The 23,222-nt window shown below is 69.8% G+C and carries 26 protein-coding genes; 16 read left to right on the top strand and 10 right to left on the bottom strand.

Annotation, left to right across the window (positions count from 1 at the left end; all coding sequences use genetic code 11):
* The first annotated feature begins 108 nt into the window (after positions 1-108).
* The 8 genes from POF73_RS11425 (at position 109) to POF73_RS11390 (ending at position 8,138) form a co-directional block, all read left to right on the top strand.
* Positions 109-1,305 carry an acyltransferase family protein gene (locus POF73_RS11425; protein WP_272114634.1) on the top strand — a complete coding sequence of 399 codons (1,197 nt, stop codon included), beginning with the start codon at positions 109-111 and terminating at the stop codon, positions 1,303-1,305.
* Complete coding sequence (locus POF73_RS11420; RefSeq protein ID WP_443049487.1) at positions 1,298-2,653, top strand: sensor histidine kinase; 1,356 nt, start codon at positions 1,298-1,300, stop codon at positions 2,651-2,653. Before POF73_RS11425 ends, POF73_RS11420 begins: the two co-directional genes overlap by 8 nt.
* A 37-nt stretch (positions 2,654-2,690) precedes the next feature.
* Entirely contained in the window at positions 2,691-3,365 is a 675-nt protein-coding gene (locus POF73_RS11415; RefSeq protein ID WP_272114497.1) for a response regulator, read from the top strand.
* A gap of 227 nt (positions 3,366-3,592) precedes the next feature.
* Positions 3,593-4,933: a sensor histidine kinase gene (locus tag POF73_RS11410; RefSeq protein WP_443049486.1), complete on the top strand. Its 1,341-nt coding sequence runs from the start codon at positions 3,593-3,595 to the stop codon at positions 4,931-4,933.
* Positions 4,930-5,595 (top strand): response regulator, encoded by a 666-nt coding sequence (locus tag POF73_RS11405; RefSeq protein ID WP_272114496.1) that lies wholly within the window; start codon positions 4,930-4,932, stop codon positions 5,593-5,595. Before POF73_RS11410 ends, POF73_RS11405 begins: the two co-directional genes overlap by 4 nt.
* 23 nt (positions 5,596-5,618) lie before the next feature.
* Positions 5,619-6,053 carry a VOC family protein gene (locus POF73_RS11400; protein ID WP_272114495.1) on the top strand — a complete coding sequence of 145 codons (435 nt, stop codon included), beginning with the start codon at positions 5,619-5,621 and terminating at the stop codon, positions 6,051-6,053.
* Between the two features lie 183 nt (positions 6,054-6,236).
* Positions 6,237-7,457: a cytochrome P450 gene (locus tag POF73_RS11395; RefSeq protein ID WP_272114494.1), complete on the top strand. Its 1,221-nt coding sequence runs from the start codon at positions 6,237-6,239 to the stop codon at positions 7,455-7,457.
* Between the two features lie 87 nt (positions 7,458-7,544).
* Complete coding sequence (locus POF73_RS11390) at positions 7,545-8,138, top strand: Uma2 family endonuclease (protein WP_272114493.1); 594 nt, start codon at positions 7,545-7,547, stop codon at positions 8,136-8,138.
* A gap of 6 nt (positions 8,139-8,144) precedes the next feature.
* Here POF73_RS11390 and POF73_RS11385 read toward each other — a convergent pair whose 3' ends face one another.
* Both POF73_RS11385 and POF73_RS11380 read right to left on the bottom strand, forming a co-directional pair.
* Positions 8,145-9,755 carry an ABC transporter permease gene (locus tag POF73_RS11385; RefSeq protein ID WP_272114492.1) on the bottom strand — a complete coding sequence of 537 codons (1,611 nt, stop codon included), beginning with the start codon at positions 9,753-9,755 and terminating at the stop codon, positions 8,145-8,147.
* Positions 9,752-10,711, bottom strand: coding sequence for an ABC transporter ATP-binding protein (locus tag POF73_RS11380; protein WP_272114491.1), 960 nt, complete (start codon positions 10,709-10,711; stop codon positions 9,752-9,754). The genes POF73_RS11385 and POF73_RS11380 overlap by 4 nt, the downstream gene beginning before the upstream one ends.
* Before the next feature lie 97 nt (positions 10,712-10,808).
* Here POF73_RS11380 and POF73_RS11375 point away from each other — a divergent pair, with 97 nt between their 5' ends.
* A complete protein-coding gene (locus tag POF73_RS11375) occupies positions 10,809-11,306 on the top strand; it encodes a GbsR/MarR family transcriptional regulator (protein WP_272114490.1) in 498 nt (165 codons plus the stop codon).
* 17 nt (positions 11,307-11,323) lie between these two features.
* Here POF73_RS11375 and POF73_RS11370 read toward each other — a convergent pair whose 3' ends face one another.
* Both POF73_RS11370 and POF73_RS11365 read right to left on the bottom strand, forming a co-directional pair.
* Positions 11,324-11,695, bottom strand: coding sequence for a DUF6086 family protein (locus POF73_RS11370; protein ID WP_272114489.1), 372 nt, complete (start codon positions 11,693-11,695; stop codon positions 11,324-11,326).
* 64 nt (positions 11,696-11,759) lie between these two features.
* A complete protein-coding gene (locus tag POF73_RS11365) occupies positions 11,760-12,647 on the bottom strand; it encodes a diacylglycerol kinase family protein (protein ID WP_272114488.1) in 888 nt (295 codons plus the stop codon).
* Positions 12,648-12,843: 196 nt separating this feature from the next.
* Between POF73_RS11365 and POF73_RS11360 the strand changes: the two genes are divergently transcribed.
* Positions 12,844-14,127, top strand: a complete 1,284-nt coding sequence (locus tag POF73_RS11360) for an adenylosuccinate synthase (RefSeq protein ID WP_272114487.1) — start codon at positions 12,844-12,846, stop codon at positions 14,125-14,127.
* 58 nt (positions 14,128-14,185) lie between these two features.
* Here POF73_RS11360 and POF73_RS11355 read toward each other — a convergent pair whose 3' ends face one another.
* The gene (locus tag POF73_RS11355) at positions 14,186-14,767 is read right to left on the bottom strand and encodes a CDP-alcohol phosphatidyltransferase family protein (protein WP_272114486.1); all 582 of its coding nucleotides are present in this window, start codon (positions 14,765-14,767) and stop codon (positions 14,186-14,188) included.
* 226 nt (positions 14,768-14,993) lie between these two features.
* Here POF73_RS11355 and POF73_RS11350 point away from each other — a divergent pair, with 226 nt between their 5' ends.
* Positions 14,994-15,443, top strand: coding sequence for an RICIN domain-containing protein (locus tag POF73_RS11350; RefSeq protein ID WP_334313589.1), 450 nt, complete (start codon positions 14,994-14,996; stop codon positions 15,441-15,443).
* Between the two features lie 21 nt (positions 15,444-15,464).
* On the opposite strand, the gene POF73_RS11345 is transcribed toward POF73_RS11350, so the two are convergent.
* Positions 15,465-15,716 carry a DUF397 domain-containing protein gene (locus POF73_RS11345; protein WP_272114485.1) on the bottom strand — a complete coding sequence of 84 codons (252 nt, stop codon included), beginning with the start codon at positions 15,714-15,716 and terminating at the stop codon, positions 15,465-15,467.
* Positions 15,713-16,558 (bottom strand): Scr1 family TA system antitoxin-like transcriptional regulator, encoded by an 846-nt coding sequence (locus POF73_RS11340; protein WP_443049483.1) that lies wholly within the window; start codon positions 16,556-16,558, stop codon positions 15,713-15,715. The genes POF73_RS11345 and POF73_RS11340 overlap by 4 nt, the downstream gene beginning before the upstream one ends.
* A gap of 116 nt (positions 16,559-16,674) precedes the next feature.
* Here POF73_RS11340 and POF73_RS11335 point away from each other — a divergent pair, with 116 nt between their 5' ends.
* The 5 genes from POF73_RS11335 (at position 16,675) to POF73_RS11315 (ending at position 19,099) form a co-directional block, all read left to right on the top strand.
* On the top strand, positions 16,675-17,070 hold the full coding sequence (locus POF73_RS11335) for a hypothetical protein (RefSeq protein ID WP_272114482.1): 396 nt from the start codon (positions 16,675-16,677) through the stop codon (positions 17,068-17,070).
* Between the two features lie 228 nt (positions 17,071-17,298).
* Complete coding sequence (locus tag POF73_RS11330) at positions 17,299-17,907, top strand: hypothetical protein (RefSeq protein WP_272114481.1); 609 nt, start codon at positions 17,299-17,301, stop codon at positions 17,905-17,907.
* A gap of 116 nt (positions 17,908-18,023) precedes the next feature.
* Positions 18,024-18,287: a hypothetical protein gene (locus tag POF73_RS11325; protein WP_228044417.1), complete on the top strand. Its 264-nt coding sequence runs from the start codon at positions 18,024-18,026 to the stop codon at positions 18,285-18,287.
* Positions 18,288-18,295: 8 nt separating this feature from the next.
* Positions 18,296-18,697 carry a hypothetical protein gene (locus tag POF73_RS11320; RefSeq protein WP_272114480.1) on the top strand — a complete coding sequence of 134 codons (402 nt, stop codon included), beginning with the start codon at positions 18,296-18,298 and terminating at the stop codon, positions 18,695-18,697.
* Positions 18,698-18,808: 111 nt separating this feature from the next.
* Complete coding sequence (locus POF73_RS11315) at positions 18,809-19,099, top strand: hypothetical protein (protein ID WP_272114479.1); 291 nt, start codon at positions 18,809-18,811, stop codon at positions 19,097-19,099.
* A gap of 19 nt (positions 19,100-19,118) precedes the next feature.
* On the opposite strand, the gene POF73_RS11310 is transcribed toward POF73_RS11315, so the two are convergent.
* The 3 genes from POF73_RS11310 to POF73_RS11300 all read right to left on the bottom strand — a co-directional run bounded on the left by POF73_RS11310 (position 19,119) and on the right by POF73_RS11300 (position 23,012).
* Positions 19,119-19,769: a hypothetical protein gene (locus tag POF73_RS11310; protein WP_272114478.1), complete on the bottom strand. Its 651-nt coding sequence runs from the start codon at positions 19,767-19,769 to the stop codon at positions 19,119-19,121.
* Positions 19,770-19,833: 64 nt separating this feature from the next.
* The gene (locus POF73_RS11305; protein WP_272114477.1) at positions 19,834-22,314 is read right to left on the bottom strand and encodes a dolichyl-phosphate beta-glucosyltransferase; all 2,481 of its coding nucleotides are present in this window, start codon (positions 22,312-22,314) and stop codon (positions 19,834-19,836) included.
* Positions 22,311-23,012 carry a GntR family transcriptional regulator gene (locus POF73_RS11300; RefSeq protein WP_272114476.1) on the bottom strand — a complete coding sequence of 234 codons (702 nt, stop codon included), beginning with the start codon at positions 23,010-23,012 and terminating at the stop codon, positions 22,311-22,313. Before POF73_RS11300 ends, POF73_RS11305 begins: the two co-directional genes overlap by 4 nt.
* Between the last annotated feature and the right edge of the window lie 210 nt (positions 23,013-23,222).

The raw sequence follows: 23,222 nt of genomic DNA, 5'->3' as shown, positions 1-23,222 counted from the left end.
TCCTCGTCCCCGGCCAGTTCCTCGTCTTCTTCCTCGTCCTCTTCCTCATCCGGTTCCTCGGCCGAACCCCACACCGAATCCCGCACCAAAGGCCGTCGCCTGCGCCGCATATGGCAGGGCGTACGCCAGGGCGCCGACCGTGTCGAGGCCGCCACTCCCGCCGGTCGGGACCGGGCGGTCGACGCCCTGCGGGCCTTCGCGATCCTCGGCGTCGTCCTGGGCCACTGGCTGGTCACGGCCCTGGTGGCGGAGGGCAACGCCGGGGGCCTGCGCACCGCGAGCCCGCTGCACCACATGCCCTGGCTGGCCCCGATCTCCTGGGTCTTCCAGACCCTCGCCGTGTTCTTCCTGGTCGGCGGCCATGTGGCGACCCGCGGCTACACCTCGGCCCGGGCACGCGGCATGACGTACGGGCAGTGGCTGACGTCCCGTCTGTCCCGCCTGTTCAAACCGGTGATGGCCGTCCTCACCCTGTGGACGGTGGCGTCCGCGGTGCTGCTCCTCTCCGGCACGGACACGGGCACCGTGCACACGTTGCTCAAACTGGCCCTGTCCCCGCTATGGTTCCTGCTGGTCTTCGCCGCGCTGACGGCGGCGACACCCCTCCTACGGCGACTGAACCCCCTCTGGCCCCTGGCCGTCGTTCTCCATGTGGACCTCCTCCGCTTCGGCTTCGGCGGCCCGGCCTGGCTCGGCTGGATCAATGTGGCGGCCGGCTGGCTGGTGCCGTTCACCCTGGGCGCGGCCTGGACACGGGGTGAGCTGGAGCGCCGTCGCGCGGGCTGGATCCTGCTGACGGGGGGCGCGCTGATGACGGCCGGGCTGGTCGCCTGGGCGGGCTACCCGGCGTCGATGGTCGGTGTCCCGGGCGCCGGCATCTCCAACCTCAACCCGCCGACGCTGGCCGCGGTCACCTTCGGCATGGCCCAGTGCGGACTGGCCCTGCTCCTGCGGGGGCCCTTGCGCCGCGCGATGCGCCGCCCCCTGGCCTGGGCGGCGGTGGCGCTGCTCAACCTCTCCGCGATGACGATATTCCTCTGGCACCAGACGGCCCTGATGGCGACGACGGCCGTGGCCCTGCCCGCCGGCCACCTCCCCGGACTGCACACGGTCCCCGACAGCCTCGGCTGGGTGACGGCCCGTCTGCTCTGGCTTCCCTTGTTCGCCCTGGCGCTGGCCGTCTGCTGGACGGCGTTTCGCCCCTGCGAACAGGGACCGCGCCGCCCGAGCGGCCGCCGGTCCAGAGTCGTCCTGTCCCACCGTGCCTCTCACGGCACCGAAGCGAAGGCGCGCCACCATGCCTAGGGTTGGTCATGTGACGGAAACGGGGAGCCAGCACGCGTTCATGAGCTGGGTGCGGCGCTGGCTGGGGGTGCTGCGCGACGACCTGTGGACCGTCAGGGTGGATCCGCTGCCGCCCTCCACGTGGCTGCGCTGGCTGCCGCACGGCGTGCTGTGCCTGGTCGCGTTCGGCGTCACCATCGGCGCCGTGGCGCAACTGAACGACAACGGCGGGGCGGGCGGCCAGGTCGCCTTCGGGATCGGGCTCGCGCAGGGCGGCGCGGTGGTCCTCGCGCTGTGGCGGCCGGTTCCCGGATGGTGGCTCTCGATGGCGGCCATGGTGGCGGGTGCCGTCGAGGTGCGTCGCAACCTGCTGGCCGGTAGCGCGCACGACTTCACCTGGCCCTGGTCGGCGGCCGGAATCATCGGGCAGATGGCCGTGCTGCTGCTGGTCGCTCTGCGGGTGCGCACCCGGGTGTCCCTTGAGGCGCTGGCCCTCACCGCGCTAGTGACCTACGTCATCCAGGGGTTGTGGGGCGCGCAGGCCTACCAGCCCACCGGAGTGCTCGCGATCATTCTGTTCGCGGTCGTCGTGGTCCTCGGCATCGCCCTGCGCGGCCGCCGGGAGGCCCGTGCCGAGCTCGGCCGGCAGACCACGATCACCGCCGAGGAGCGGGCCCGGCGCACCCTGCTGGAGGAGCGCAGCCGTATCGCACGCGAACTGCACGACGTGGTGGCCCACCACATGTCGGTGATCTCCATCCAGGCCCAGGTCGCCCCGCACCTGGTGGAGAACCCCTCCGAGGAGCTGCAGACGAACCTCGCGGGCATCCGGCAGAACGCCCTGGACGCGCTCACCGAACTCCGCCGTGTGCTGGGCGTCCTGCGCTCCGAGGACCCCGAGAACCCGGACGACCCCTACGGCCTCGGCGAACCGGGCACCGGCGCCGCCCCCGACGCCCCCCAGCCCATGCTCGACCGGCTCGACGCGCTCATCGAGAACACCCGGGCCGCCGGTCTGGACGTCGTCACCGACATCCGGGGTGAGGCCCAGCAGTACCCCACGGGTGTGGAGTTGTCCGCGTACCGGATCATCCAGGAGGCGCTCAGCAACGCGCTGCGGCACGCACCGGGTTCGGAGGTGCGCGTCGAGGTCTCCCACGACTTCCACGGCTTGCATCTGGGCGTCGTCAACTCCCGCCCGCAGCGCCCCGTTCCCCCCTCCGCGGGCGCGGGACACGGCCTGCTCGGCATGCGGGAGCGCGCGGCGATGCTCGGCGGCCATCTCACCGCGGCCCCGACCCAGCACGGCGGCTTCGCGGTCTCGGCCTTCCTCCCGCGGGGCGACACCCCACCCGAGCACCGTCCCTGACGGGAGAACCGACCCCATCGACAGGAGAATCGACCCCATGACGAGCAGCCCCATCCGTGTACTCATCGCCGACGACCAGCAGATGGTCCGGCAGGGTTTCTCCGTGCTGCTCAACACCAAGCCCGACATCGACGTCATCGGGCAGGCGGTCGACGGCCTGGACGCGATCGAGAAGGTCGCCGAACTCGCCCCCGACGTCGTCCTGATGGACATCCGCATGCCCGAGCTCGGCGGTATCGAGGCCACCCGCCGCATCACCGACGCGACACCGCACATCAAGGTGCTGGTGCTGACCACCTTCGACCTCGACGAGTACGTGTACGAGGCCCTGCGCGCGGGAGCCTCGGGCTTCCTCCTCAAGGACGCCTCCGCCGACCAACTGGCCGAGGCGGTACGGGTCGTGGCGGCGGGCGACGCACTCCTCGCGCCCGGCATCACACGCCGCCTGATCGCCCAGTTCTCCCGCATGGACGGGCGTCCCCGTGCCCCGCTCAAGGACCGCGTCGGCGGCCTGACCGAACGGGAGACGGAGGTCCTCGCCCTGATCGCGCAGGGTCTGTCGAACGCCGAGATCGCCGAGCGGCTGGTCGTGGCCGAGCAGACGGTGAAGACCCACGTGGGCCGCATCCTGGTGAAGCTGGGACTGCGGGACCGGACACAGGCGGCGGTGTTCGCGTACGAGTCGGGCCTGGTGCGACCTTCCGGATACTGAGCGGCCCTCCGGGCCGGTACCCCGGGGCATCCCGGGGCCGGCACGCCGGCCATCCCGGTCCGCCCCGGGCTGCCCCCTGCCACTCCGGGCCCCCGGCACCCCGCGTTCTCCCCCCCCCGCATCCCAGCCCCGACCAGCGGTGACACCCGTAGTACCTGAGATGGACCTGCGGGAACCCCTCTCACTGGGGACGACTGGGAGACGGCCTTGCGCCTACCGTTCTGTACGTGACCGAGACGACTCGCATGCAGACCCAGCAGCCGGGGGACGGGGCCAGGGCGCCGCGTACCCCGGAGTTCCGGGTGGCCGCGGACGCCCTGCAAGGGCTGCGGCAGGACCTTCTCCACGACGCCTTCGCCTACCGTCCGCTGCCCCGCATGCGGGTGGACGGCCCGCTGACCAGGCGGCTGCCGGCGCGCCTGCGGGAGTACGCCTCCTGGCTCCCGCACGCCCTGATCGGCACGGCCGCCATGTTCACGCTGATGATCGCCACGGTCGACTCCAGTGGCTCGGCCCTGTTGCTCGGTCCGCTCTGCGTGATCCCCGTGCTGTTGACCATGGTGCGGCCCGTCGGAGCGTTCTGGCTGTCCATGGCCGCCACCCCGTTCTCGGGTGTGCTCGGCCACACCATGGGCGAGTGGCCGTGGGTGCCCGGCGCCTTCGCCAGCCATCTGACGGTGCTGACGGTCGTGGCCGTGCGGACCCGGCCGCGCACGGCCCTGTGGATGTGGCTGCTGACGGGGGCGTACGGCCTGGCCGCGGGCGCCGGCATCGGGCCGGGCTACTACGGCGCGAACACCGGCCCCATGATGGTCATCTCCGCGATGATCCTGCTCTGCGTCTCCCTCTGGCACATCCGCCGTGACGCGAAGCAGGAGGTCACCGCCCAGCAGACGGTGACCCTGCAGGAGCGTTCCAAGCGCACCCTCCTGGAGGAGCGCACGAACATCGCCCGCGAGCTGCATGACGTGGTGGCACACCACATGTCGGTCGTCGCCATCCAGGCCGAGGCCGCGCCCTACCGGGTGGAGAACCCGCCGCCGGAGCTGGAGCGGGCCTTCGCCACCATCCGGGAGAACGCGGTGGCCGCACTCACCGAGCTGCGCCGGGTCCTGGGCGTCGTCCGCGCCGAGGACTACGAGGCCCCGGACGCCCCGCAGCCCACCCTCGCCGACCTGGACGCGCTGCTGGCGAACGTGCGGGACACGGGCCTGGACGTCGAGAAGACGGTGACGGGAGCGGTGCGCACCCTTCCACAGGGTGTGGAGCTGTCGGCGTACCGGATCGTGCAGGAGGCGCTCAGCAACAGCCTGCGCCATGCGCCCGGGGCGAGTGCGAAGGTGGAGATCGGGTACGTCCTCGGCGGGCTCGGCGTGCGCATAGTCAACGGCCCGCCGCCCGCGTCGGCCCTGGTGAAGCCCTCGCCGGGCGCCGGGCACGGCATCACCGGGATGCGGGAGCGGGTGTCGATGCTGAGCGGTGAGATGACGGCGGGTTCGACGGAGGACGGCGGCTACGAGGTGGCCGTGTTCCTGCCGGTCGCCACGACGACTGAGGACGGATCATGACCATCCGCGTGCTGATCGCGGACGACCAGATGATGGTGCGCGAGGGCTTCTCGGTCCTGCTGAACGCGATGCCGGACATCGAGGTCGTCGGCGAGGCCGTCAACGGGCGCGAGGCGGTGGAGCGGGTCCGTGAGCTCGGCCCGGACGTCGTGCTGATGGACATCCGTATGCCGGAGCTGAACGGCATCGAGGCGACCCGCGAGATCGTCGCGGCGGACGGCTCGGCGAAGGTCCTGGTGCTGACCACCTTCGACCTCGACGAGTACGTGTACCAGGCGCTGCGCGCGGGAGCCTCCGGATTCCTGTTGAAGGACGCCTCGGCCCGCCAGCTCGCCGACGGCGTGCGGGTGGTCGCGGCCGGCGAGGCGCTGCTGGCCCCCTCGATCACCCGGCGCCTGATCACGGAGTTCTCGAAGCTGTCCGACTCCCCGCGCCTGATGTCCTCCGCGCACGCGGCGTACGGGGATCTGACCGAGCGGGAGACGGAGGTGCTGGTGCTCATCGCGCAGGGCCTGTCGAACTCGGAGATCGCCGAGCGGCTGGTGGTCGCCGAGTCGACGATCAAGACCCATGTCAGCCGGATCCTGGTGAAGCTGGGACTGCGGGACCGTACGCAGGCGGCGGTGTTCGCGTACGAGGCGCGGTTGGTCACACCGGGCTGAGCCGCCGGGGCTACGGTGAGGGGATGGAACAGCGCATCACTCTGATCACGCTGGGAGTCGCCGATCTGGCCAGGTCCAAGGCGTTCTACGAGGCGCTGGGCTGGCGGGGGCAGGAGGTCGAGGAGACCGTCTTCTTCCAGGCGGGCGGCCTGGGGCTGGTGCTGTGGGGCCGGGACAAGCTGGCGGAGGACTGCGGTCTGGAGCCCGGGCGGGCGGGCGGTTTCGGCGGGATCGTGCTCGCGCACAACGTCCGGTCGGAGGCCGAGGTCGACGCGCTCCTGGCGGCGGTGGAACGGGCCGGGGGGACGGTCACCAAGCCGGCGGCCGTCAACGCGGTCGGCTTCTACTCCAGCGCCTTCGTCGACCCCGACGGCCACGCCTGGGAGGTCGCCCACAACCCGGGCTTCCCACTGGCCGACGACGGCACGATCACCCTGCCGAACTTCGACACGGCCTAGCCACCCCCTGGACCTCCCCGACCCTCGGACCCCGGCCCCCGGGCCCCGGGCCCCGGCCCCCGTCTCCGACCCCCCGGACCCCAGCCCCGGTCCCCGCCCCCCGGCCCTCGGCCACCGGCCCCCGCCCCCCCCACTCACCCCCAGCCCTGGTCAGGGAGTGGGAAGGCGGTCTAACGTCCGGGCATGGCAGCTCCTTTCGATCTCGCTTTCGATCCGTGGGACCCGGCGTTCCTGGCCGACCCGTACCCCGCCTACGCCGAGCTGCGTGCCCGGGGGCGCGTGCACTGGTTCGAGCCCACGAACCAGTGGCTGGTGCCGCACCACGCGGACGTCTCGGCGCTGCTGCGGGACCGGCGCCTCGGCCGCACATACCAGCACCGCTACACGCACGAGGACTTCGGACGGACGGCGCCGCCCGCGGAGCACGAGCCGTTCCACGTCCTCAACGACCACGGGATGCTCGACCTGGAACCGCCGGACCACACCCGGATCCGGCGGCTGGTGTCGAAGGCGTTCACCCCGCGCACGGTGGAGCAGCTGAAGCCGTACGTGCGGGGGCTGGCCGGGGACCTGGTGTCGGCGCTCGTCGAGAAGGGCGGCGGTGACCTGCTGACGGACGTCGCGGAGCCGCTGCCCGTCGCCGTGATCGCCGAGATGCTGGGCATTCCGGAGGCGGACCGGGCGCAGTTGCGGCCCTGGTCGGCGGACATCTGCGGGATGTACGAGCTGAACCCGTCGCAGGAGACGGCGGCCAAGGCGGTCCGGGCGTCGGTGGAGTTCTCGGACTATCTGCGCGAGCTGATCGCGGCCCGCCGTGAGAAGCCCGGCGAGGACCTGATCTCCGGCCTGATCGCGGCCCACGACGAGGGCGACCGGCTGACCGAGCAGGAGATGATCTCCACGGCGGTCCTCCTCCTCAACGCCGGCCACGAGGCCACGGTGAACGCCACGGTCAACGGCTGGTGGGCCCTGTTCCGCAACCCCGCCCAACTGTCGGCCCTGCGCGCCGACCACTCCCTGATCCCCTCGGCGATCGAGGAACTGATGCGCTACGACACCCCCCTCCAGCTCTTCGAACGCTGGGTCCTGGACGAGATCGAGATCGACGGCACGACGATCCCGCCCGGCGCGGAGATCGCCATGCTCTTCGGCTCCGCCAACCATGACCCGGAGGTCTTCGAGGACCCGGACAAGCTGGACCTCACCCGCAAGGACAACCCGCACATCTCCTTCAGCGCCGGCATCCACTACTGCATCGGCGCCCCGCTGGCCCGCATCGAACTCGCGGCGTCGATGACGGCACTGCTGGAGCAGGCCCCGACACTGCGGTTGGCGGCGGACCCGGAGCGGAAGCCGAACTTTGTGATCCGGGGGCTGGAGGGGCTGAGCGTCGAGGTGGGGTGATCACCCGTTCGGATGATCGCCGAGAGATTGCGGGGCCTGTCTGCGAGTGGCCGATCAAGCTGGTGCCTGCCTGCGAAGGGAGGCACCATGACGGTTATGGCAGAGCGCGCGTCGTCTCAGTTGTCAGTGGACATGTTCGAGCGGATCGCCGAGTTCGCCGAACGGGAGGACGAGACCGTCAGGTTCGAGTTCATCGACGGACGGATCGGGCTCAAGAAAGTGACGAACGGCAACCACGGCGCGATCACTATGTGGCTGATCCGTCAATGTATGCGTGCCCGGCCCGACCTCGACCTAAATCCATTGCAGGGTCTCAAGGTGGAGGCATACCGCAAGGGACGGGCGCGACCTGACGGTGTGCTCGCCCCCGTTGATCACTTCATGGGCCAGGGGGAGTGGGCCGAGCCCCGCGGCGTGCTGATGGCAGTCGAAATCACGTCGTACGACTCGGATACCCACAACCGCGACCGGATCGAGAAGCCTCGGGCGTACGCGGAAGCCGGCATCCCGGTCTATCTACTGATCGACCGGGACAACCTGTCCATCCTCGTGCACAGTGATCCGGACCTGGAGGACGGTTACCGGGACATCCACGTGGTCAGGCTCGGTGGCAAGGTCATCCTCCCCGACCCTGTCGGCATCGAGCTCGACACCGAGGAACTCAAGCAGTACGTCGACTGATCTCAGTCACGTCGTCAAGTCCCGCCGCCGCAGCCCCGCTAGCCCTGCGGCGGCCAGCACCACCGCCAGCCCCAGCAACACCACCACCGGCCCCCACTCCATGCCGCCCCCCGGAAGCTTCGGCAGATGCCCGAACGGCGACAGGTCCAGTACCGCCTGCGGAGCGTCGAGAGCGGGTCCCACCCAGCCGATCAGCAGCACCGCCCCGGCGACCCCCCACGCCCCGGTCGCAGCCCGTGGCAGCACCCCGTACAGCAGGACCGCCAGCCCGCCGATGACCCACACCGCGGGGAGCTGGACCAGGCAGGCGCCCAGGATCGGGCCGAACTCCTTGCCGTAGCCGACGGCGAAGCCGAGGCCGGACAGGAGCATGATCAGGGCGGAGCCGGCGAAGGCGATCATCAGGTGGCCCGCGGCCCACCGCAGCCGCCCCACCGCGTTCGCCAGGATCGGCTCGGCCCGTCCCGACGTCTCCTCGCCGTGCAGTCGCAGTACCGAACCGACCACGTACAACGCGGCGATCAGGCCGAGCATGCCGATCATCGAGGCCAGGAAGGCGTCCGTGAGGCCCGACTGGCCGCCCATGCGCTCGAAGATCTCGCGGGCTTTGTCGTTGTCGCCGACCAGGTCGGCCACCCCGTCGGTCAGCCCGCCGTAGACGACCCCGGCGAGGAAGAAACCGATCGACCAGCCGAGCACGCTCCCGCGCTGCAGCCGCCACGCCAGCGCTCCCGCAGTGCGGAGGCGGCCGACGGCAGGGCCCGGCCGGGCGGGCAGGAAGCTCATGCCGACGTCGCGGCGACCGGCGAGTTCGTAGGCCACCACGCCCTGCACAACGGCCGCGGCCACGAACAGCAGCAGCACCCACCACCGCTCCTCCGCGAACGGCCGCAGGTTCTCCAGCCAGCCCAGCGGCGACACCCAGGTCAGCGCGGACGAACCGTCGTCCGACGCCGAGTCGCCCGCCGCGCGCAACACGAACGCGGCGCCCAGCAGCCCCGCCGTCAGCCCTCGGGCCAGCCGCGCGCTCTCGGTGAACTGGGCGACGATCGCCGCCAGCGTGGCGAAGACCATGCCGACCCCGGCGAGCCCGAGCCCGAGCGCCAGCGCCCCGGAGGTGCCCCGGCTCGCGAGTCCGGACGTCACCAGGAGGGCGAGTACGGCGTTGGCGACCGCCGCCGTGAGCAGTGCGGCCGTGAGGGAGGCCCTGCGGCCCACCATTCCGGACGCCACCAGCTCCTGGCGGCCGCTCTCCTCCTCGTCCCGGGTGTGCCGTACGACGAGGAGCAGGCTGACCACGGCGGCCAGCGCGCCCGCGTAGACGCCGACCCGCCAGGCCGTCAGGGCGCCGACCGAGTCGTCGAAGGCCGGGCCGATCAGGGCGCGGAAGGAGGCGTTGGCCGCCGTGTCCTGCACGACGTTGGCGCGTTCGGCGGGGGTGGCGTAGAGGTTCTCCAGCGTGTTCGGCATGGAGAGGATCATCAGCGCGTTCACGCCCACCCAGACCGGGATCATCAGGCGGTCGCGGCGCAGGGCGAAGCGCAGCAGGGTTCCGGTGCCCGCCAGTTGGCGCGAGCCTCCCGGCCGTACGGCGAACTCGGTCGTCGTGGCGGTCATCGCGCGGCCACCGCCTCGTGGACGTCGTCCTGGTAGTGCCGCAGGAACAGTTCCTCCAGCGTCGGCGGCGTCGAGGTCAGCGACCGCACGCCGGACTCGCTCAGGGAGCGCAGTACGGCGTCGAGTTTGTCGGTGTCGACCTGGAGGCGGACGCGACGGCCCTGTACGTCGAGGTCGTGGACCCCGGGCAGGTGTGACAGTCCGTTGGGCGCGCCGACGAGTTCGGCGGTGACGCTCGTCCGGGTCAGATGGCGCAGGTCGGCGAGCGAACCGCTCTCGACGGTACGGCCCTTGCGGATGATGCTGACCCGGTCGCAGAGTTCCTCGACCTCGCTCAGGATGTGCGAGGACAGCAGGACCGTCCGGCCCCTGTCCCGCTCCTCCTCCACGCAGCGCTGGAAGACCTCCTCCATCAGCGGGTCCAGACCGGAGGTCGGCTCGTCGAGGATCAGCAGGTCCACGTCCGAGGCGAACGCGGCGACGAGGGCGACCTTCTGCCGGTTGCCCTTGGAGTAGGTGCGGCCCTTCTTCGTCGGGTCCAGCTCGAACCGCTCGATGAGTTCGGCCCGCCGTCCGGCGTCGAGGCCGCCCGCCCGTCGCCCACCACCACCCTGCCTGACGCGCTTCGCGCGGCCCCCATCATGGAGACGGCCGTAGAGGTCGATGACCTCACCGCCGGACAGGTTCCGCCACAGGGTCACGTCCCCGGGGACGTAGGCGATCCGGCGGTGCACCTCCACCGCGTCCGCCCAGGGATCGCGGCCGAGCACCTGCGCGGCGCCCGAGTCGGCCCGCAGCAGGCCGAGCAGGACGCGGATGGTGGTGGACTTGCCGGCGCCGTTGGGGCCGAGGAAGCCGTGTACCTCACCGGTGCGGACGTCCAGGTCGAGGCCGTCGAGCGCATGCGTCTTGCCGAACGACTTGTGCAGTCCGGAGACGGTGATTGCCTTCGTCATGCTTCAGAACGTACGCTTCTTTCAGAAATTTGTGAAGTTAAGGAAGCGTGTGAAGCCCCGATAGGATGGCCGCATGGATGGGCACACGGATGGGCGCATGACGGAATCAGCCGGGGCGGGCCGGGACGCGGAGTCGGTGTCGAAGTTCGTGGAGTCCTTCGCGGCGCAGCTCGTCGAGGCCGGGATGCAGCGGATGGCGGCCCGGGTCTTCGCGGCTCTCCTCGCCTCCGACAAGGGCGTGCTGACCTCCGCCGAGCTGGGCGATCAGCTGCAGATCAGCCCCGCGGCCGTCTCCGGCGCGGTGCGCTATCTGTCCCAGACGCACATGGTGTCGCGCGAGCGGGAGCCCGGTTCACGCCGGGAGCGCTACCGGGTGCACGGCGACCAGTGGTACGAGGCCCTGACCAACCGGGAAGCCGTCCTCAAGCGCTGGGAGGTCGCCCTGCGCGAGGGCGTCACCAGCCTCGGCGCCGACACCCCGGCGGGCCGCCGGCTGGCCGAGACGCTGGCCTTCTTCGAGTTCATCGAGGGCGAGATCGCGGCGATGATGGAGCGCTGGCGGGTACACCGGGAGAAGACGTTCGGCCAGGGCTGACCCGGCCGAACGGCTGGTCAAGGCGTCACGGAACGCAGCAGCTCAGCCGCCGCTCCACGCACCCCGGGCGCCCATGTCCCCGCGCTGCGCTCGGGCCACCGCGGCTCGGCGCCGACCCGTTCCGCGAGGGCCAGCAGCGGGGCGAGGAAGCCCTCGACCAGGGAGCTCAGCAGGTTGCTGCCGGTGTGGTCGTACCAGTCGAGCAGGGCGTTCACGAACTCCTCGAAGGCGTCCGGATCGATCTGGCACTCGTCGCTCACCATCGGCCCGAACCCCGAGGGAACGGCCAGATGCGCCTCGTAGACGCGCACATACGCGAGGAAGAGCTGGGACGTCTGCTGCCCCGGGTTCCACACCGGTTCCCCGGCCACCTCGTAGTACTGACTCATCGCCGCGCCCCCCATGATCGAAGGCTCGGCAGCATAACCACCCCTCGCCCCGACCCGCCCGGCATTAAACGCCAGGCCCCGGCCCCGGCTCGGGCAGCACCAGCCGCAGCCCCCCTGCCCCCACGGTCCACGTCCGTCTGCGCAACGGCCCCGACACCTCCGCGTCCGCGCCGTACCGGAAGTGCGCGCCCGAGACGGTCACCGTCCGACCCTGGGCCAGCAGCGGGGATGCCTCCGCGCCCACCGAGGCCGGGCGGACCTCCACCGCGGCCACCCCGGTCGCCCCGGCGGCCCCCGGCGTCACCGACACCGCCTCCACCGGCTGGTCGAGGTCCACCAGCGTCGCCCCGTCGACCTCCACCCGCAGCCGTGCCGGGCCGGGGACGCCGGCCGCCGCCGTGCCGAGCGCCGGGACCAGGTTCCGTACGAGGGACTGGCACGTCCGCAGCCACGGCCGTGCGGGCCCGGATTCCAGCGTCGCGGCGTCGTCGGGGACGTCGGGCTCCCGTACCGGCGGGATCCGCAGTGCGCCCAGCACCACCCCGTCGCTGTCGTCGACGAGGAGGTCCAGCCGCCGCTCCACGCCCTCCAGCACGGCCCGGGCCGCCGCCACCGCGCCCGTCGGCACCCCCAGGGATCCGGCCAGCGACAGCGCGCCCCCGACCGGCACCACCGACAGCACGCATTCGGCCAGCTCCCGCTGCCGGTGCAGCAGGGTCACCGCGCGCGTCAGCGCCCGGTCGTCGCCGACCACCACAGGCCGTCGAGAGCCGCGCCGGGCCAGTGCCCGGGCGAACTCGTCCGGGCTGTCCGGCAGGCACACCTTCGTCGCCGCACCCGCGCTGAGCACGTCTTTCGCGATGCGTACGGACTCGCCGTCCCTCCTGCGAGCGATCGGATCGATCACCACCAGCAGCTGATCGGACATCGCGAAAGTCGCCACCTCGGCCATGCCTCGCTTCCTCGGGTAGCATCTTTGTGCAAGAGCCCCTTGCGCTATTGCGCCAGGGGCTTCGTCTATTCCGGGGCCATCCGGTCCGACGGTTCACGGCCAACGACGGTCGCGACCTGTCGTGGTGTACACGGTCAAGACCCTCCGTGTACACCCCTGACCTTGGACATGCCCCGCCCGGAAGGGGTGTACGCGCGTGCCCGCACTTGTGCTGCTCGGTGCTCAGTGGGGTGACGAAGGCAAGGGAAAGGCGACGGACCTGCTAGGCGGATCCGTCGACTATGTGGTGCGCTACCAGGGCGGCAACAACGCCGGCCACACGGTAGTCGTGGGTGATCAGAAGTACGCCCTGCACCTGCTCCCTTCTGGAATCCTCTCCCCGGGGTGTACCCCGGTCATCGGCAACGGCGTCGTCGTCGACCCGTCGGTCCTGCTCTCCGAGCTGAGCGGTCTGAACGAGCGCGGCGTCGACACGTCCAAGCTCCTCATCAGCGGAAACGCGCACATCATCACGCCTTACAACGTGACGGTGGACAAGGTGACGGAACGCTTCCTCGGCAAGCGGAAGATCGGCACGACCGGGCGCGGCATCGGCCCGACCTACGCCGACAAGATCAACCGCGTCGGCATCCGCGTCCAGGACCTCTACGACGAGTCGATCCTGGAGCAGAAGGTCGAGGCGGCCCTCGACGTCAAGAACCAGCTGCTCACCAAGCTGTACAACCGCCGCGCGATCGCCGTGGGCCAGGTCGTCGAGGAGCTGCTGGAGTACGCCGAGAAGATCAAGCCGTACGTCGCCGACACCGTCCTGGTCCTCAACCAGGCGCTGGAGGACGACAAGGTGGTCCTCTTCGAGGGCGGCCAGGGCACGCTCCTGGACATCGACCACGGCACGTACCCCTTCGTCACGTCCTCGAACCCGACCGCGGGCGGCGCCTGCACGGGCGCGGGCGTGGGCCCGACGAAGATCAGCCGCGTCATCGGCATCCTCAAGGCGTACACGACCCGTGTCGGCGCCGGCCCGTTCCCGACCGAGCTGTTCGACGAGGACGGCGAGGCGCTGCGCCGCATCGGCGGCGAGCGGGGTGTGACGACCGGCCGTGACCGTCGCTGCGGCTGGTTCGACGCGGTGATCGCCCGCTACGCCACCCGCGTCAACGGCCTCACCGACTTCTTCCTCACCAAGCTGGACGTCCTGACCGGCTGGGAGGAGATCCCGGTCTGCGTGGCGTACGAGATCGACGGCAAGCGCGTCGAGGAACTCCCGTACTCCCAGTCCGACTTCCACCACGCCAAGCCGGTCTACGAGACCCTGCCCGGCTGGTCCGAGGACATCACGTCGGCCAAGTCCTTCTCCGACCTGCCGAAGAACGCCCAGAACTACGTCAAGGCGCTGGAGGAGATGTCCGGCGCCCCGATCTCCGCGATCGGCGTTGGTCCGGGCCGGGACGAGACGATCGAGATCAACTCGTTCCTGTAGAAACAGCGGCGTAGAGACAGCTGCGCCGCGTCCGGTTGTCATCGGACGCGGCGCGCTTCTACGGATACCTCAGTCCGCGCACCTGAGTCGTGTAAAGAGCAGCGGACCACCAGTACAACGCGGCTCCCCAAATCGCCAGCGCCCATCCGAAAACGCGCGCAAGGTCAGCCAACGAATCTCCTCCGTCGGCCAGCAGAAGCAGTGGGAACGCGTACATCAGGTTGAAGGTGGCCGCTTTCCCGATGAAATTCACCTTGAGTGGCCCGTATCCGATGCGTCGCAGCACTGCGATATTCAGGGCCATGAATACGTCACGGGCGAGAAGCAGTGCCAGGAACCACCACGGGATGATGTCCCGCAGGACCAGCGCGAGCAGCGTGGAAATCGTGTAGAGCCGGTCGGCCGCCGGATCCAGTACTTGTCCGAGGCGGGTTATCTGATTCCAGCGGCGAGCCAGTTTCCCGTCGAGGTAATCGGTGACGCCGCTGATCATCAGCAGGGCAATCGCCCATCCATCACGGCTCGGATTGCCGAAGTAGGGCTGGAGAACGAGCCACAAAAACACCGGAACTCCGGCGACGCGCAGAGCGCTCAAAGCGTTTGGGATCGTCAGTACCTTGTCAAGGTGATCCTTTTCCACTTCCCTGCCTCCAGCTGGGGCGCCCAAAGCCCAGAATTTTGATTGATGTTACCAGAGTTCCCGCGCCGTAATATCCGGACATTTGTGGTCATAATTAATGATCTTGCGGTATGCAATTACCCTCTGTTAGGTTGCTCGGGTGCCGCCTGACCAGCGACGCACCGGTTGCCTGTTGCAACCGCCAATGGATTTCTTTCATAGGGGGTATTTCATGAACATGAGGCGCTTGACTGTGGTCCTGTCGACCACCGCGCTTACTTCTGCGGTCTTGCTGGCCACTTCCGGTAGCGCCGTCGCGGCAGACCGGATCACGTGGAAGAACGCCGCAACCGGCCGCTATCTCGGCATGGACACCGGCATTACCGGCACCGGGACCAAGGTGCTCACGGACAAGCGGAACGCCGGCGGCTGGACCGAGTCCAAGAACTCCGACGGCTCGTTCACTCTTAAGTACGACGGCTACAGCACGGGAGATCACTGCCTGGACAGCAATGCCAGGGGATCCGTCTACGGCATTGACTGCAATGGCGGAAACAACCAGAAGTGGTTCGAAACGAAGACCTCTACCGGTTGGCGCCTGAAGAACAAGGCGACCGGACGCATCCTGGACAGCAACGAGTCCGGCTCTGTCTACACGAAGCCCGACAACGGCGGTAAGTTCCAGCGCTGGCTCTGACCCGCAGGGACTTGAGTCGCGCTAGTCGACCGGCAGTGCGATAAAGGCGGCCCAGGCTTTGCCGGAGACGGTGAGGTTTGGGCCGTCGGGGTTTTTGGAGTCGCGGATGTGGATGGTGGGGGTGTGGGGGCAGGGGGCGACTTCGACGCAGGCTCCGCCGCCGCTGTCGCTGTACGACGACTTGCGCCAGGCGTAGGCGACTTCGACGCAGTCGCCGCCGCCCCCGTCGCTGTAGCTCGACTTGAACCAGCGAAGGCTTCCGGTGCCGGTCATCGTTCCTCTCCTGCCAACCGCTCGATGAAGGCCAGTGATTCGTCGGGACTCAGGGCCTGTGCTCGGATCCTCGCATAGCGGTGCGCCAGTTGGGACACCTCCGCCGGGTCGCTGACCAGAATGCCCTGGTCCTCAATCTCCATGTAGACGACGTGCTGGTGGTCACTGGTCTCCAAGAGGTGCATGCCTCCTCGGTCGCCCGCGTACGTTCCGCGCAGTCCGCGGTCCATGGGCAGCACCTGCACGAAGACGTTTTCCCGCTGGGCGTCCTCAATGAGTGAGCGCAGTTGCCCGCGCATGATGTCCCAGCTCCCGAACGGCCGCCGCAGCACGCTCTCTTCGAGGATCAGCTCGATCAGAGGGGCCGGGTTCCGGTCGAAGAGCGCCCGGCGGGCCAGCCGGGCCTCTACCAGTTCCTCGCGCCTCTGCTCTGACACGGGAGGATGGCCACCGCCGATCAGCGCCCGCGCGTAATCCTCTGTCTGGAATAACCCGTCGACGACCAGCGCCTCGTACGAGCAGATCGTGACCGCCCCGGCCTCCAGCTCCGAGAACCCCCGGAACCGAGCCGGGTACTTCTCCAGCAGCATCCACTTGCGCGCCTTCTCGAAGACCCCCAACCCACCCCCGAGCTCCTCCTCCAACTTCACCAGCATCTGATCACTCGCAGGCTGCGCACACGTCTCCATCGCGCTGACCGCCGCCGCCGTGTACCCGAGCTTGTCGCCCAACTGCGGCTGCGTAAGCCCCTGTTGCTCCCGCAACGCCTTCGCCAGGGCGGCGACCAAATGGGCCGTACCGCCTGCCTCCGTCTTGTTCTCCGCCCGCGCCATTGCGGTCACCTCCGAACTCAACCGAACTCAACCGGTCACAACTCACGGACGCCGCCACTCAACCGTGTTCAACCGGCGACTCAGAGTCATGGATCAAGCTAGCCGCGCACCCGCAAACTGGCCCCGTGAATACGCAAAGTGAGCTGACCTGGCTTCCGGAATCCGGCGTTCAACTCCGCAAGGCAGGCGTCCAGTTCGACGCGATCAGAGTCGACGGCGAGGAGGGCAGGGACGTCGCCGACTGGCTCGCTCGCATGACCGGCGGCGATCCGGGACCGGTCGTCGAGACGGCGACGGGGCGGCGCGGGGTCTACTTCCTCGTGCCCGTCGGCAGTACGTCCCACCGCGCCTGGCCCGACCACGTCACCCGCTTCACCGCAGGTCCGAGCCGTGTCTCGTACATCCCGGTGCCCGCGCTCGACGGCCTGACCTGGCCCTTGAGTTGGCGCTACCGCCCGACGGCCCCCGACCGCCTGGTCCACGCACGTCTGCTGTACGCCGCCCTTCACTCGCAGGAGTGAAGAACGCGAACTTCCGCCAGGGAAAAGGCAGTTTCGACTTGCAATCGTCGCTCTGCGTGGCCTTAGAGTCACGCCAGAAACGAAATGCCCCCGCGGTGCGCCAACACCCGGGGGCTCGACACCAGGAGCGAACACCTCCGGATGCTTTCTCATCGTACGACGCCTGCGCGCGTCTTTTCAGGCTTCTCAGCCCCCCTTTTCCGCGACCGCACCATCTCCTGGTCCGCCGTGGACGTACTGACGTACCTATGGACCCTCCCGGACGGCGCCCGCGTCAGCCTCCGAACCGGACGGGACCGGACCGCCGCCGCCCTGCGTGAGCTGGAGGAACTGCGGTATCTGCGGCGGGTGGTGCGTGAGGGCGAGCGGCCCGGTCAACTCGCCATCGCCTACGAGGTGTTCGACTCTCCGTGCGAAGTCGAGCCACCCATGGGTGAATTCGAGAAAGTCGAGAACCGGCACTCGCCCAGCAGACAGACCGTGCGCGCCACCCACCTGCTCATCTCGCTCAGGAACATCGACCCCCGGCTCACCCTCGACGGCGCCGAGGCGCGCCGGCTCGCTCCGCTGGTCGAGGAGTGGTGGGCGCGGGGGGTCAGTACGGCGCGGGTGCGGGCGGCGTTGGCGTACGACTGGCCGGGGCCGGTGCATTCGGCGGCGGCGCACATCGAGGCGTGCCTGCGGCGTGGGTGCCCCGTGATCCCAACTCCCGTACCCATTACGGCCGTTGAGGTCGAGTTCCGGCGTCGCCCGGGTGTCTTCGGCTGGCGGGCGACCGTGCGGCGGGGCGGGGAGTGGATCCGGGGGCTGCTGAGGCGGCGTGCGGTGGCCGCGTAGGCGAACACAGACTCCCGGCCGTGCAGCCGTAGGGCCGGGTCAACCCAATCGGAAGGAATGCGATGACTGCATTACTTGAGCGGACCGAGACGGTATACCGCAGGTATACTGGCGTCATGGCTGACACCACCGTCAAGGTCGACCCCGCTGTCCGTGACCGCCTCATGGTGCTCGCCCGCGAGCGGGGGATGACCATGCGTGACCTGATCGCAGAGTTGGCGGGAGCCACGCCGACGAAGGAGGAGCTGCGGAAGCGGTACGAGGAGACCAAGGCGTACTGCGAGACGCACTTCGGTGTGACGCTCACGGACGAGGACCACGACAGGGTGGAGAAGGTCTGGCAGGACCTTGAGGCCGGCCGGCCCGTGGACAGCCTGTGAGCGCCGGAATGGCCGGATCGACCGGCGTCGTCTTCGATGAGTCGGCACTGCTGGCGCTGGGCTCGGGGAACTCGTTGGCCTCGCAGTTCGTCTCGAACTCCGAGCACGGGCCCACTCGGCACGTCTATGTTCCCGCGCTCTGTCTCGCCGCCGCCGACGGTATGCGCAAAGGGCTCGCCGAGCATGTCGGAGCCCTGCCCGCGGTCGAGATCGTGGAGCTGGACTTCGCGGGTGCGTCCACGGTGGGTGCGCTGTTGCGTGACGGGGTGGAGTGGCGGCTCGGCCACGCTGTCCATCTGTCCCGGCCCACGCCGGACTGGCCGGACGGGCGGCGCGTCCTGACCGTCGAGCCCGACCGGTACGCGGACATGCCCCTCGTTCGCACCATCAGGCTGCCGCGTCAGCGGTGACCCGGAGATGACCCCGAGGGGAGGGGCCTTCGTCGGGTGCCCTCCCCTCAACGGGCAAAGCGCGCATAGCACGCATAGCGTGGAAGCAGGACCCCAGGAAAGGTGAGTGCTATGCGCGTGCTGCTCCAAGCCCATCTCGACACGGCGAAGTCGAACGACGTCATCCAAAGCGGCAAGATGCCCCAGGTGGTCAAGGGGCTCATGGACAAGATCCACCCGGAATCCGCCTACTTCACCACCGATCACGGGGTCCGCACGATGTACCTGGTCTTCGACCTGGAGGACCCCTCTCAGATGCCGTCGATCGCCGAGCCGCTCTTCGTGGAACTGGGCGCAGACCTGGACTACACGCCGGTGATGAACGCCGATGACCTGCAGAAGGGGCTGGCCCAGATGAAGTAGGTCGGCTGATCGAACCAGATCAGCTGAAGACGATCATCGAACCCTGCGCCAGACTCCGTGTCGCCGCCGCGTGCAGCCCCAGCCATACATGCCGTTCGCGGGCGAACGGGCTCGGGTCGTAGGGGGCGGGGACGGCCGGTTCCTCCAGGGCCGTGGGGGCCGCCGGGGGCTGGGGGGCCGTCGGAGGGTTGGCCGGGTCGATGCCGATCACCGGGGCCACGAACTCCAGCTCGCGCAGGAGCGCCTGGGAGGAGCCGAGCGGGCCGCCGCCCGCCAGGAGCTCCTCGCTGGAGAGCGGGCCCGGGAAGTCGACGGGGACGTAGGCGCCCGCGTGGTCGTAGTGCCAGACCAGATGCGACTGCTGGGCGGTCGACTCGAACATCTCCAGTAGCTGTTCGTAGTCGCCGCCCAGCTCGTCGACCGGGGTGACCGCGAGCCCGCAGACCTGGAGCAGATACGCGCGGCGCAGGAAGTGCAGCGCGTCGTAGTCGAAGCCGGCGACCGGGGCTACGTCGCCGGACAGGCCCGGCATGTACTGGTACACCGGCACCGGTGGCAGTCCGGCCTCGGCGAGCACGTTGTTGTATTGCGCGAGTTCCTCGGCGAACGGGTTGTCGGGGGTGTGGCACAACACATCGACAAGCGGTACCAGCCACAGGTCACAGGCCAAAAGAGGGCTCCTCGCTCAGCACGAAGCACGTCGGTCAGGGAAGGGTAATCGGTGAGGCGCGGGATCAGCTCCCCTTGCGCAGGTCCCATACCCACACTCCGTCGACCCACCTACCAGGAGCCCCCACCAGCTTCTCCACGGTCTCACGCAACGCACCGTCGTTCGGCTGCGGGGCCAGCACCAGGACGCCCGCCCTCCAGTACGCCAGATCCACCCGGGCCTGCTCCCGCCAGGACTGATTGACCGGCGGGACGTCGCCCGAGTCACTGACATCGCGCAACAGGTTGGAGGTGAAACGGGGCTCGGCGCCGTAGATGCCCGTCCGTTCCTCGCCGTAGGGGCCGTTGAAGTAGCCGCCCGCCAGCCGGAAGCCGAGCCCGGCCTCGGTCTGCCAGTGCAGCGCCTCCGCGTCGCCGGGGTCCGGCAGCGGCACCGGCACCAGGGACTCGCCCTCGCGGACGTACGACTTCCAGGTGCCGTCCGCGATGAAGGCGGGGACGGCGGTGCGGTCCACCGCCCTCAGCGGGGCCGGGACGAGGGGGAGCAGTGCGAGGGCGACGCCCAGGTGGCCGACGTAGCGGATCGCCATGCGGCGGGTCGCGAGCAGGCGGTCGACCGCGATCGCGAGCAGCATGCCCAGCGCGGGTGCGCAGATCATCGCGACCCGGCTCTCGATGACCGCCTCGAAGAGGGGCTTGTCGGCGAGGAGTTCCCAGGGGCCGGGGAGGGTGATGCCGGTGAGCGGGATGCGGAACTCCCGGCCCAGGGACAGGAAGGCCGCCGCCACCGCCGTGAACGCCAGCGCCTTGACCAGGGCCCGCTTCCACAGCCGTACCAGGATCGCGAGGGCGAGCAGGGCCAGCGGCCAGCCGTAGAAGGCGTTCTGTTCGGTGGTGTTGAAGGCCAGTGCGTTCGCCCGCTCCGCGTCGCCCGCGAGCCAGGAGCGCTCCGCGAAGGAGAGCAGGGCGAGGGGGCTGTTGAAGGAACGGGGGTTGTGCTCGATGTCGGTGTAGCTCTGCGGGCCGGCGAACTGCCACACCAGTGGGTACACGATGAGGGGCAGGCAGACCGAGGCGCCGATCAACAACCCTCGCAGCAGCGGGCGCCAGGAGGCGCGTGCCGTGTCCCGGCGTACCGCGGCATACGCGGCGGCGAACAGCAGCATGCCCAGCGTCGCCAGCAGCAACGGCTCCTCGCCGAGGAAGACCTGGTACGCCGCCATCAGGCCCAGCACCACGCCGTCCCGGACGACCCTGGTGCCCGTGCACAGGCGCAGGGCGCGGTCGATGATCAGCGGGATCATGAACAGGACCACGAAATTGGGGTGCGCGTGGGCGTGGCTGACCATCGGCGGGGCGAAGGAGGCCAGGGCGGCGCCCAGGAAGGCCGCGATCCGGCCGCGTGCCACGTACTTGACGATCAGCCAGTACCAGGCGGCCGCCGTGGCGGCGAGGCCCAGAGTCATGACCAGGCTGAGGGTGACCGCCGGGCCCGCGAGCAGCGTGAGCGGCGTCAGCGGGACGGACATGCCCAGCATGACCGTGTTGGCCATGAGGTTGACGCCGTCGGGGAAGCCCTGGAGGTCGGTGAAGAGCGGGTTGCGGAAGTGGGCGACGTTGTCGGCCGTGACCGCGAAGAACCACTCCCACTGGTTCTGGTCGCGCAGGGAGTCGGGGAGGTAGCGGTGGGCCGGGTCGAAGAAGCGGCCGGAGTAGAGGGCCACCGACATCAGGAGGAAGAGGAGCGCGGCGTAGAGGTCGGCGGGGCGCGGGCGTCTGAGGGAGCGGGCGGCGATCCGGGTGATCTCGGCCAGGACGCGGACGTAGTCGAGGGGGCCGACCTTCGAACCGGGCCGGTGCGACCAGCGGACCGGGACCTCGACGAGAGGGACGCCAGCGCGCTGCAGGTGGCGTAACACCTCTGCGTCTATGCCCCAGCCGTTGACGCGGGAGGCGGCATAGGCCTCGCGGGCGCGGTCGCCGTCGAACAGCTTGAAGCCGCACTGGGTGTCGCGGACGCCGGGGACGACCGTACGGCGGATCAGCACGTTCCCGGCGCGGCCCAGCAGCTCGCGTATCCGGTGCTGGCGGACCCCGATGGTGGCGCCGGGCACCGAACGGGAGCCGATCGCCGCCGAGTTGCCCTCGGAGAGCGCCTTGTCGAGGCGTTCCAGTTCCTCGATCGGCGTCGCGAGGTCGGCGTCCGTGACGAGTACACGGCGGCCCCGGGAGGCGGCCACGCCGAGGCGGAGGGCGTGGCCCTTGCCCCGGTTGCGGGGGGTGGTGACCAGGCGGATACGGGGGTCGTCGCGGGTGGTTACGAGGTCGCGGGTGGCGTCGGTGGAGCCGTCGTCGGCTATGACGATCTCCCAGGTGCCCCAGCGGCCGTTGCCGGCTCTACCGCCATCGCCATCGCCGTCGCCGAGGTGGTCGGCGATCGCGTCGAGGGTGTGGGTGAGGCGGTGTTCCTCGTTGTAGGCGGGGATGACCACGGAGAGATCCGGCAGGCCCGATTCATGGATCCGCGGGCCGCCCTCATCGATCATTCGGACGCCAGCCGCTCGATCAGGGCGAGCGAGTCCGCGTCGTGGGAGGCGATGATCGAATGGGCCGTGGGCAGGTCGCGGCGCATCAGGGCGTCCACCAGGTCCGTGTGCCTGGACCACAGATGGCCGCGCAGATCGTCCAGGCGGAGCAGGTGCTGGACCGCGCAGACCCAGGACTGCACGCGCAGCCGGTGCAGGAAGTCGGCGAGGTAGGGGTTGCCGAAGAGGGCGCCGAGTTCGCGCCAGAAGCGGAGGTCGTAGCCGATCAGGACGGTGAGGTCGCCCGCGGCGGCGGCGCGCTGTGCCTCCTCGGCGCGGCGGCGTACTCCGACGGCGGCGGCGTGGAAACGGGGGTCCTCGGGGTCCCGCCGGCGGCCGGGGTCGGTGGCGAGGACCTGGAACATGCCGTTGGTGACCAGGCCGCGGGCCTCGATGATGCCGCGGTAGTCCTCTATGGAGTACTCGTGGACCCGGAAGCCGCGGTGCTGGTCGGCCTCCAGGAGGCCCTGGGCTGAGAGGTCGACGAGTGCCTCGCGTACGGGGGTCGCGGAGACGCCGTACTGCTCGGCGATCTCCTTGACGGTGAACTCCCGGCCTGCCTGGAGCCGCCCGGCCAGCACCTCGTCACGCAGAGCGTCCGCGAGCTGCTGGCGCAGGGTGCTCCGGGTTACGGAGCCGTTGCCGCCGGTGCCGGGCATGGTCGGGGCGTCTCCTGTTCGTCGCGATGCGGTGGCGTGCACGTCTATGTCTACGAGCACGCCACCTTACGCGTTCGGGTGGGGGGCGACCTTTCTGCGCCCACCCGCTCTTTGTCGCCCCCGCCGCCCCTACCCGTCCCGTCCCTGGGGGCCGCGCCCCCAGACCCCCGCTACGGCCCTCGAAGGGCCTTGTCCTCAAACGCCGGACGG

Source organism: Streptomyces sp. HD (assembly GCF_028369295.1).
Taxonomy (GTDB): Bacteria; Actinomycetota; Actinomycetes; order Streptomycetales; family Streptomycetaceae; genus Streptomyces.
This window is presented reverse-complemented; position numbering and strand designations above follow the sequence as displayed.

What these genes read in the sequence shown, in the direction of transcription:
- POF73_RS11305 (WP_272114477.1), bottom strand. Translation starts at nt 22,314, where the DNA reads ATGATCGATGAGGGCGGCCCGCGGATCCATGAATCGGGCCTGCCGGAT.
- POF73_RS11385 (WP_272114492.1), bottom strand. Translation starts at nt 9,755, where the DNA reads ATGACCGCCACGACGACCGAGTTCGCCGTACGGCCGGGAGGCTCGCGC.
- POF73_RS11420 (WP_443049487.1), top strand. Translation starts at nt 1,298, where the DNA reads ATGCCTAGGGTTGGTCATGTGACGGAAACGGGGAGCCAGCACGCGTTC.
- POF73_RS11300 (WP_272114476.1), bottom strand. Translation starts at nt 23,012, where the DNA reads ATGCCCGGCACCGGCGGCAACGGCTCCGTAACCCGGAGCACCCTGCGC.
- POF73_RS11315 (WP_272114479.1), top strand. Translation starts at nt 18,809, where the DNA reads ATGCGCGTGCTGCTCCAAGCCCATCTCGACACGGCGAAGTCGAACGAC.
- POF73_RS11395 (WP_272114494.1), top strand. Translation starts at nt 6,237, where the DNA reads ATGGCAGCTCCTTTCGATCTCGCTTTCGATCCGTGGGACCCGGCGTTC.
- POF73_RS11400 (WP_272114495.1), top strand. Translation starts at nt 5,619, where the DNA reads ATGGAACAGCGCATCACTCTGATCACGCTGGGAGTCGCCGATCTGGCC.
- POF73_RS11320 (WP_272114480.1), top strand. Translation starts at nt 18,296, where the DNA reads ATGGCCGGATCGACCGGCGTCGTCTTCGATGAGTCGGCACTGCTGGCG.
- POF73_RS11415 (WP_272114497.1), top strand. Translation starts at nt 2,691, where the DNA reads ATGACGAGCAGCCCCATCCGTGTACTCATCGCCGACGACCAGCAGATG.
- POF73_RS11380 (WP_272114491.1), bottom strand. Translation starts at nt 10,711, where the DNA reads ATGACGAAGGCAATCACCGTCTCCGGACTGCACAAGTCGTTCGGCAAG.
- POF73_RS11365 (WP_272114488.1), bottom strand. Translation starts at nt 12,647, where the DNA reads ATGGCCGAGGTGGCGACTTTCGCGATGTCCGATCAGCTGCTGGTGGTG.
- POF73_RS11375 (WP_272114490.1), top strand. Translation starts at nt 10,809, where the DNA reads ATGACGGAATCAGCCGGGGCGGGCCGGGACGCGGAGTCGGTGTCGAAG.
- POF73_RS11345 (WP_272114485.1), bottom strand. Translation starts at nt 15,716, where the DNA reads ATGACCGGCACCGGAAGCCTTCGCTGGTTCAAGTCGAGCTACAGCGAC.
- POF73_RS11370 (WP_272114489.1), bottom strand. Translation starts at nt 11,695, where the DNA reads ATGAGTCAGTACTACGAGGTGGCCGGGGAACCGGTGTGGAACCCGGGG.
- POF73_RS11390 (WP_272114493.1), top strand. Translation starts at nt 7,545, where the DNA reads ATGACGGTTATGGCAGAGCGCGCGTCGTCTCAGTTGTCAGTGGACATG.
- POF73_RS11405 (WP_272114496.1), top strand. Translation starts at nt 4,930, where the DNA reads ATGACCATCCGCGTGCTGATCGCGGACGACCAGATGATGGTGCGCGAG.
- POF73_RS11325 (WP_228044417.1), top strand. Translation starts at nt 18,024, where the DNA reads ATGGCTGACACCACCGTCAAGGTCGACCCCGCTGTCCGTGACCGCCTC.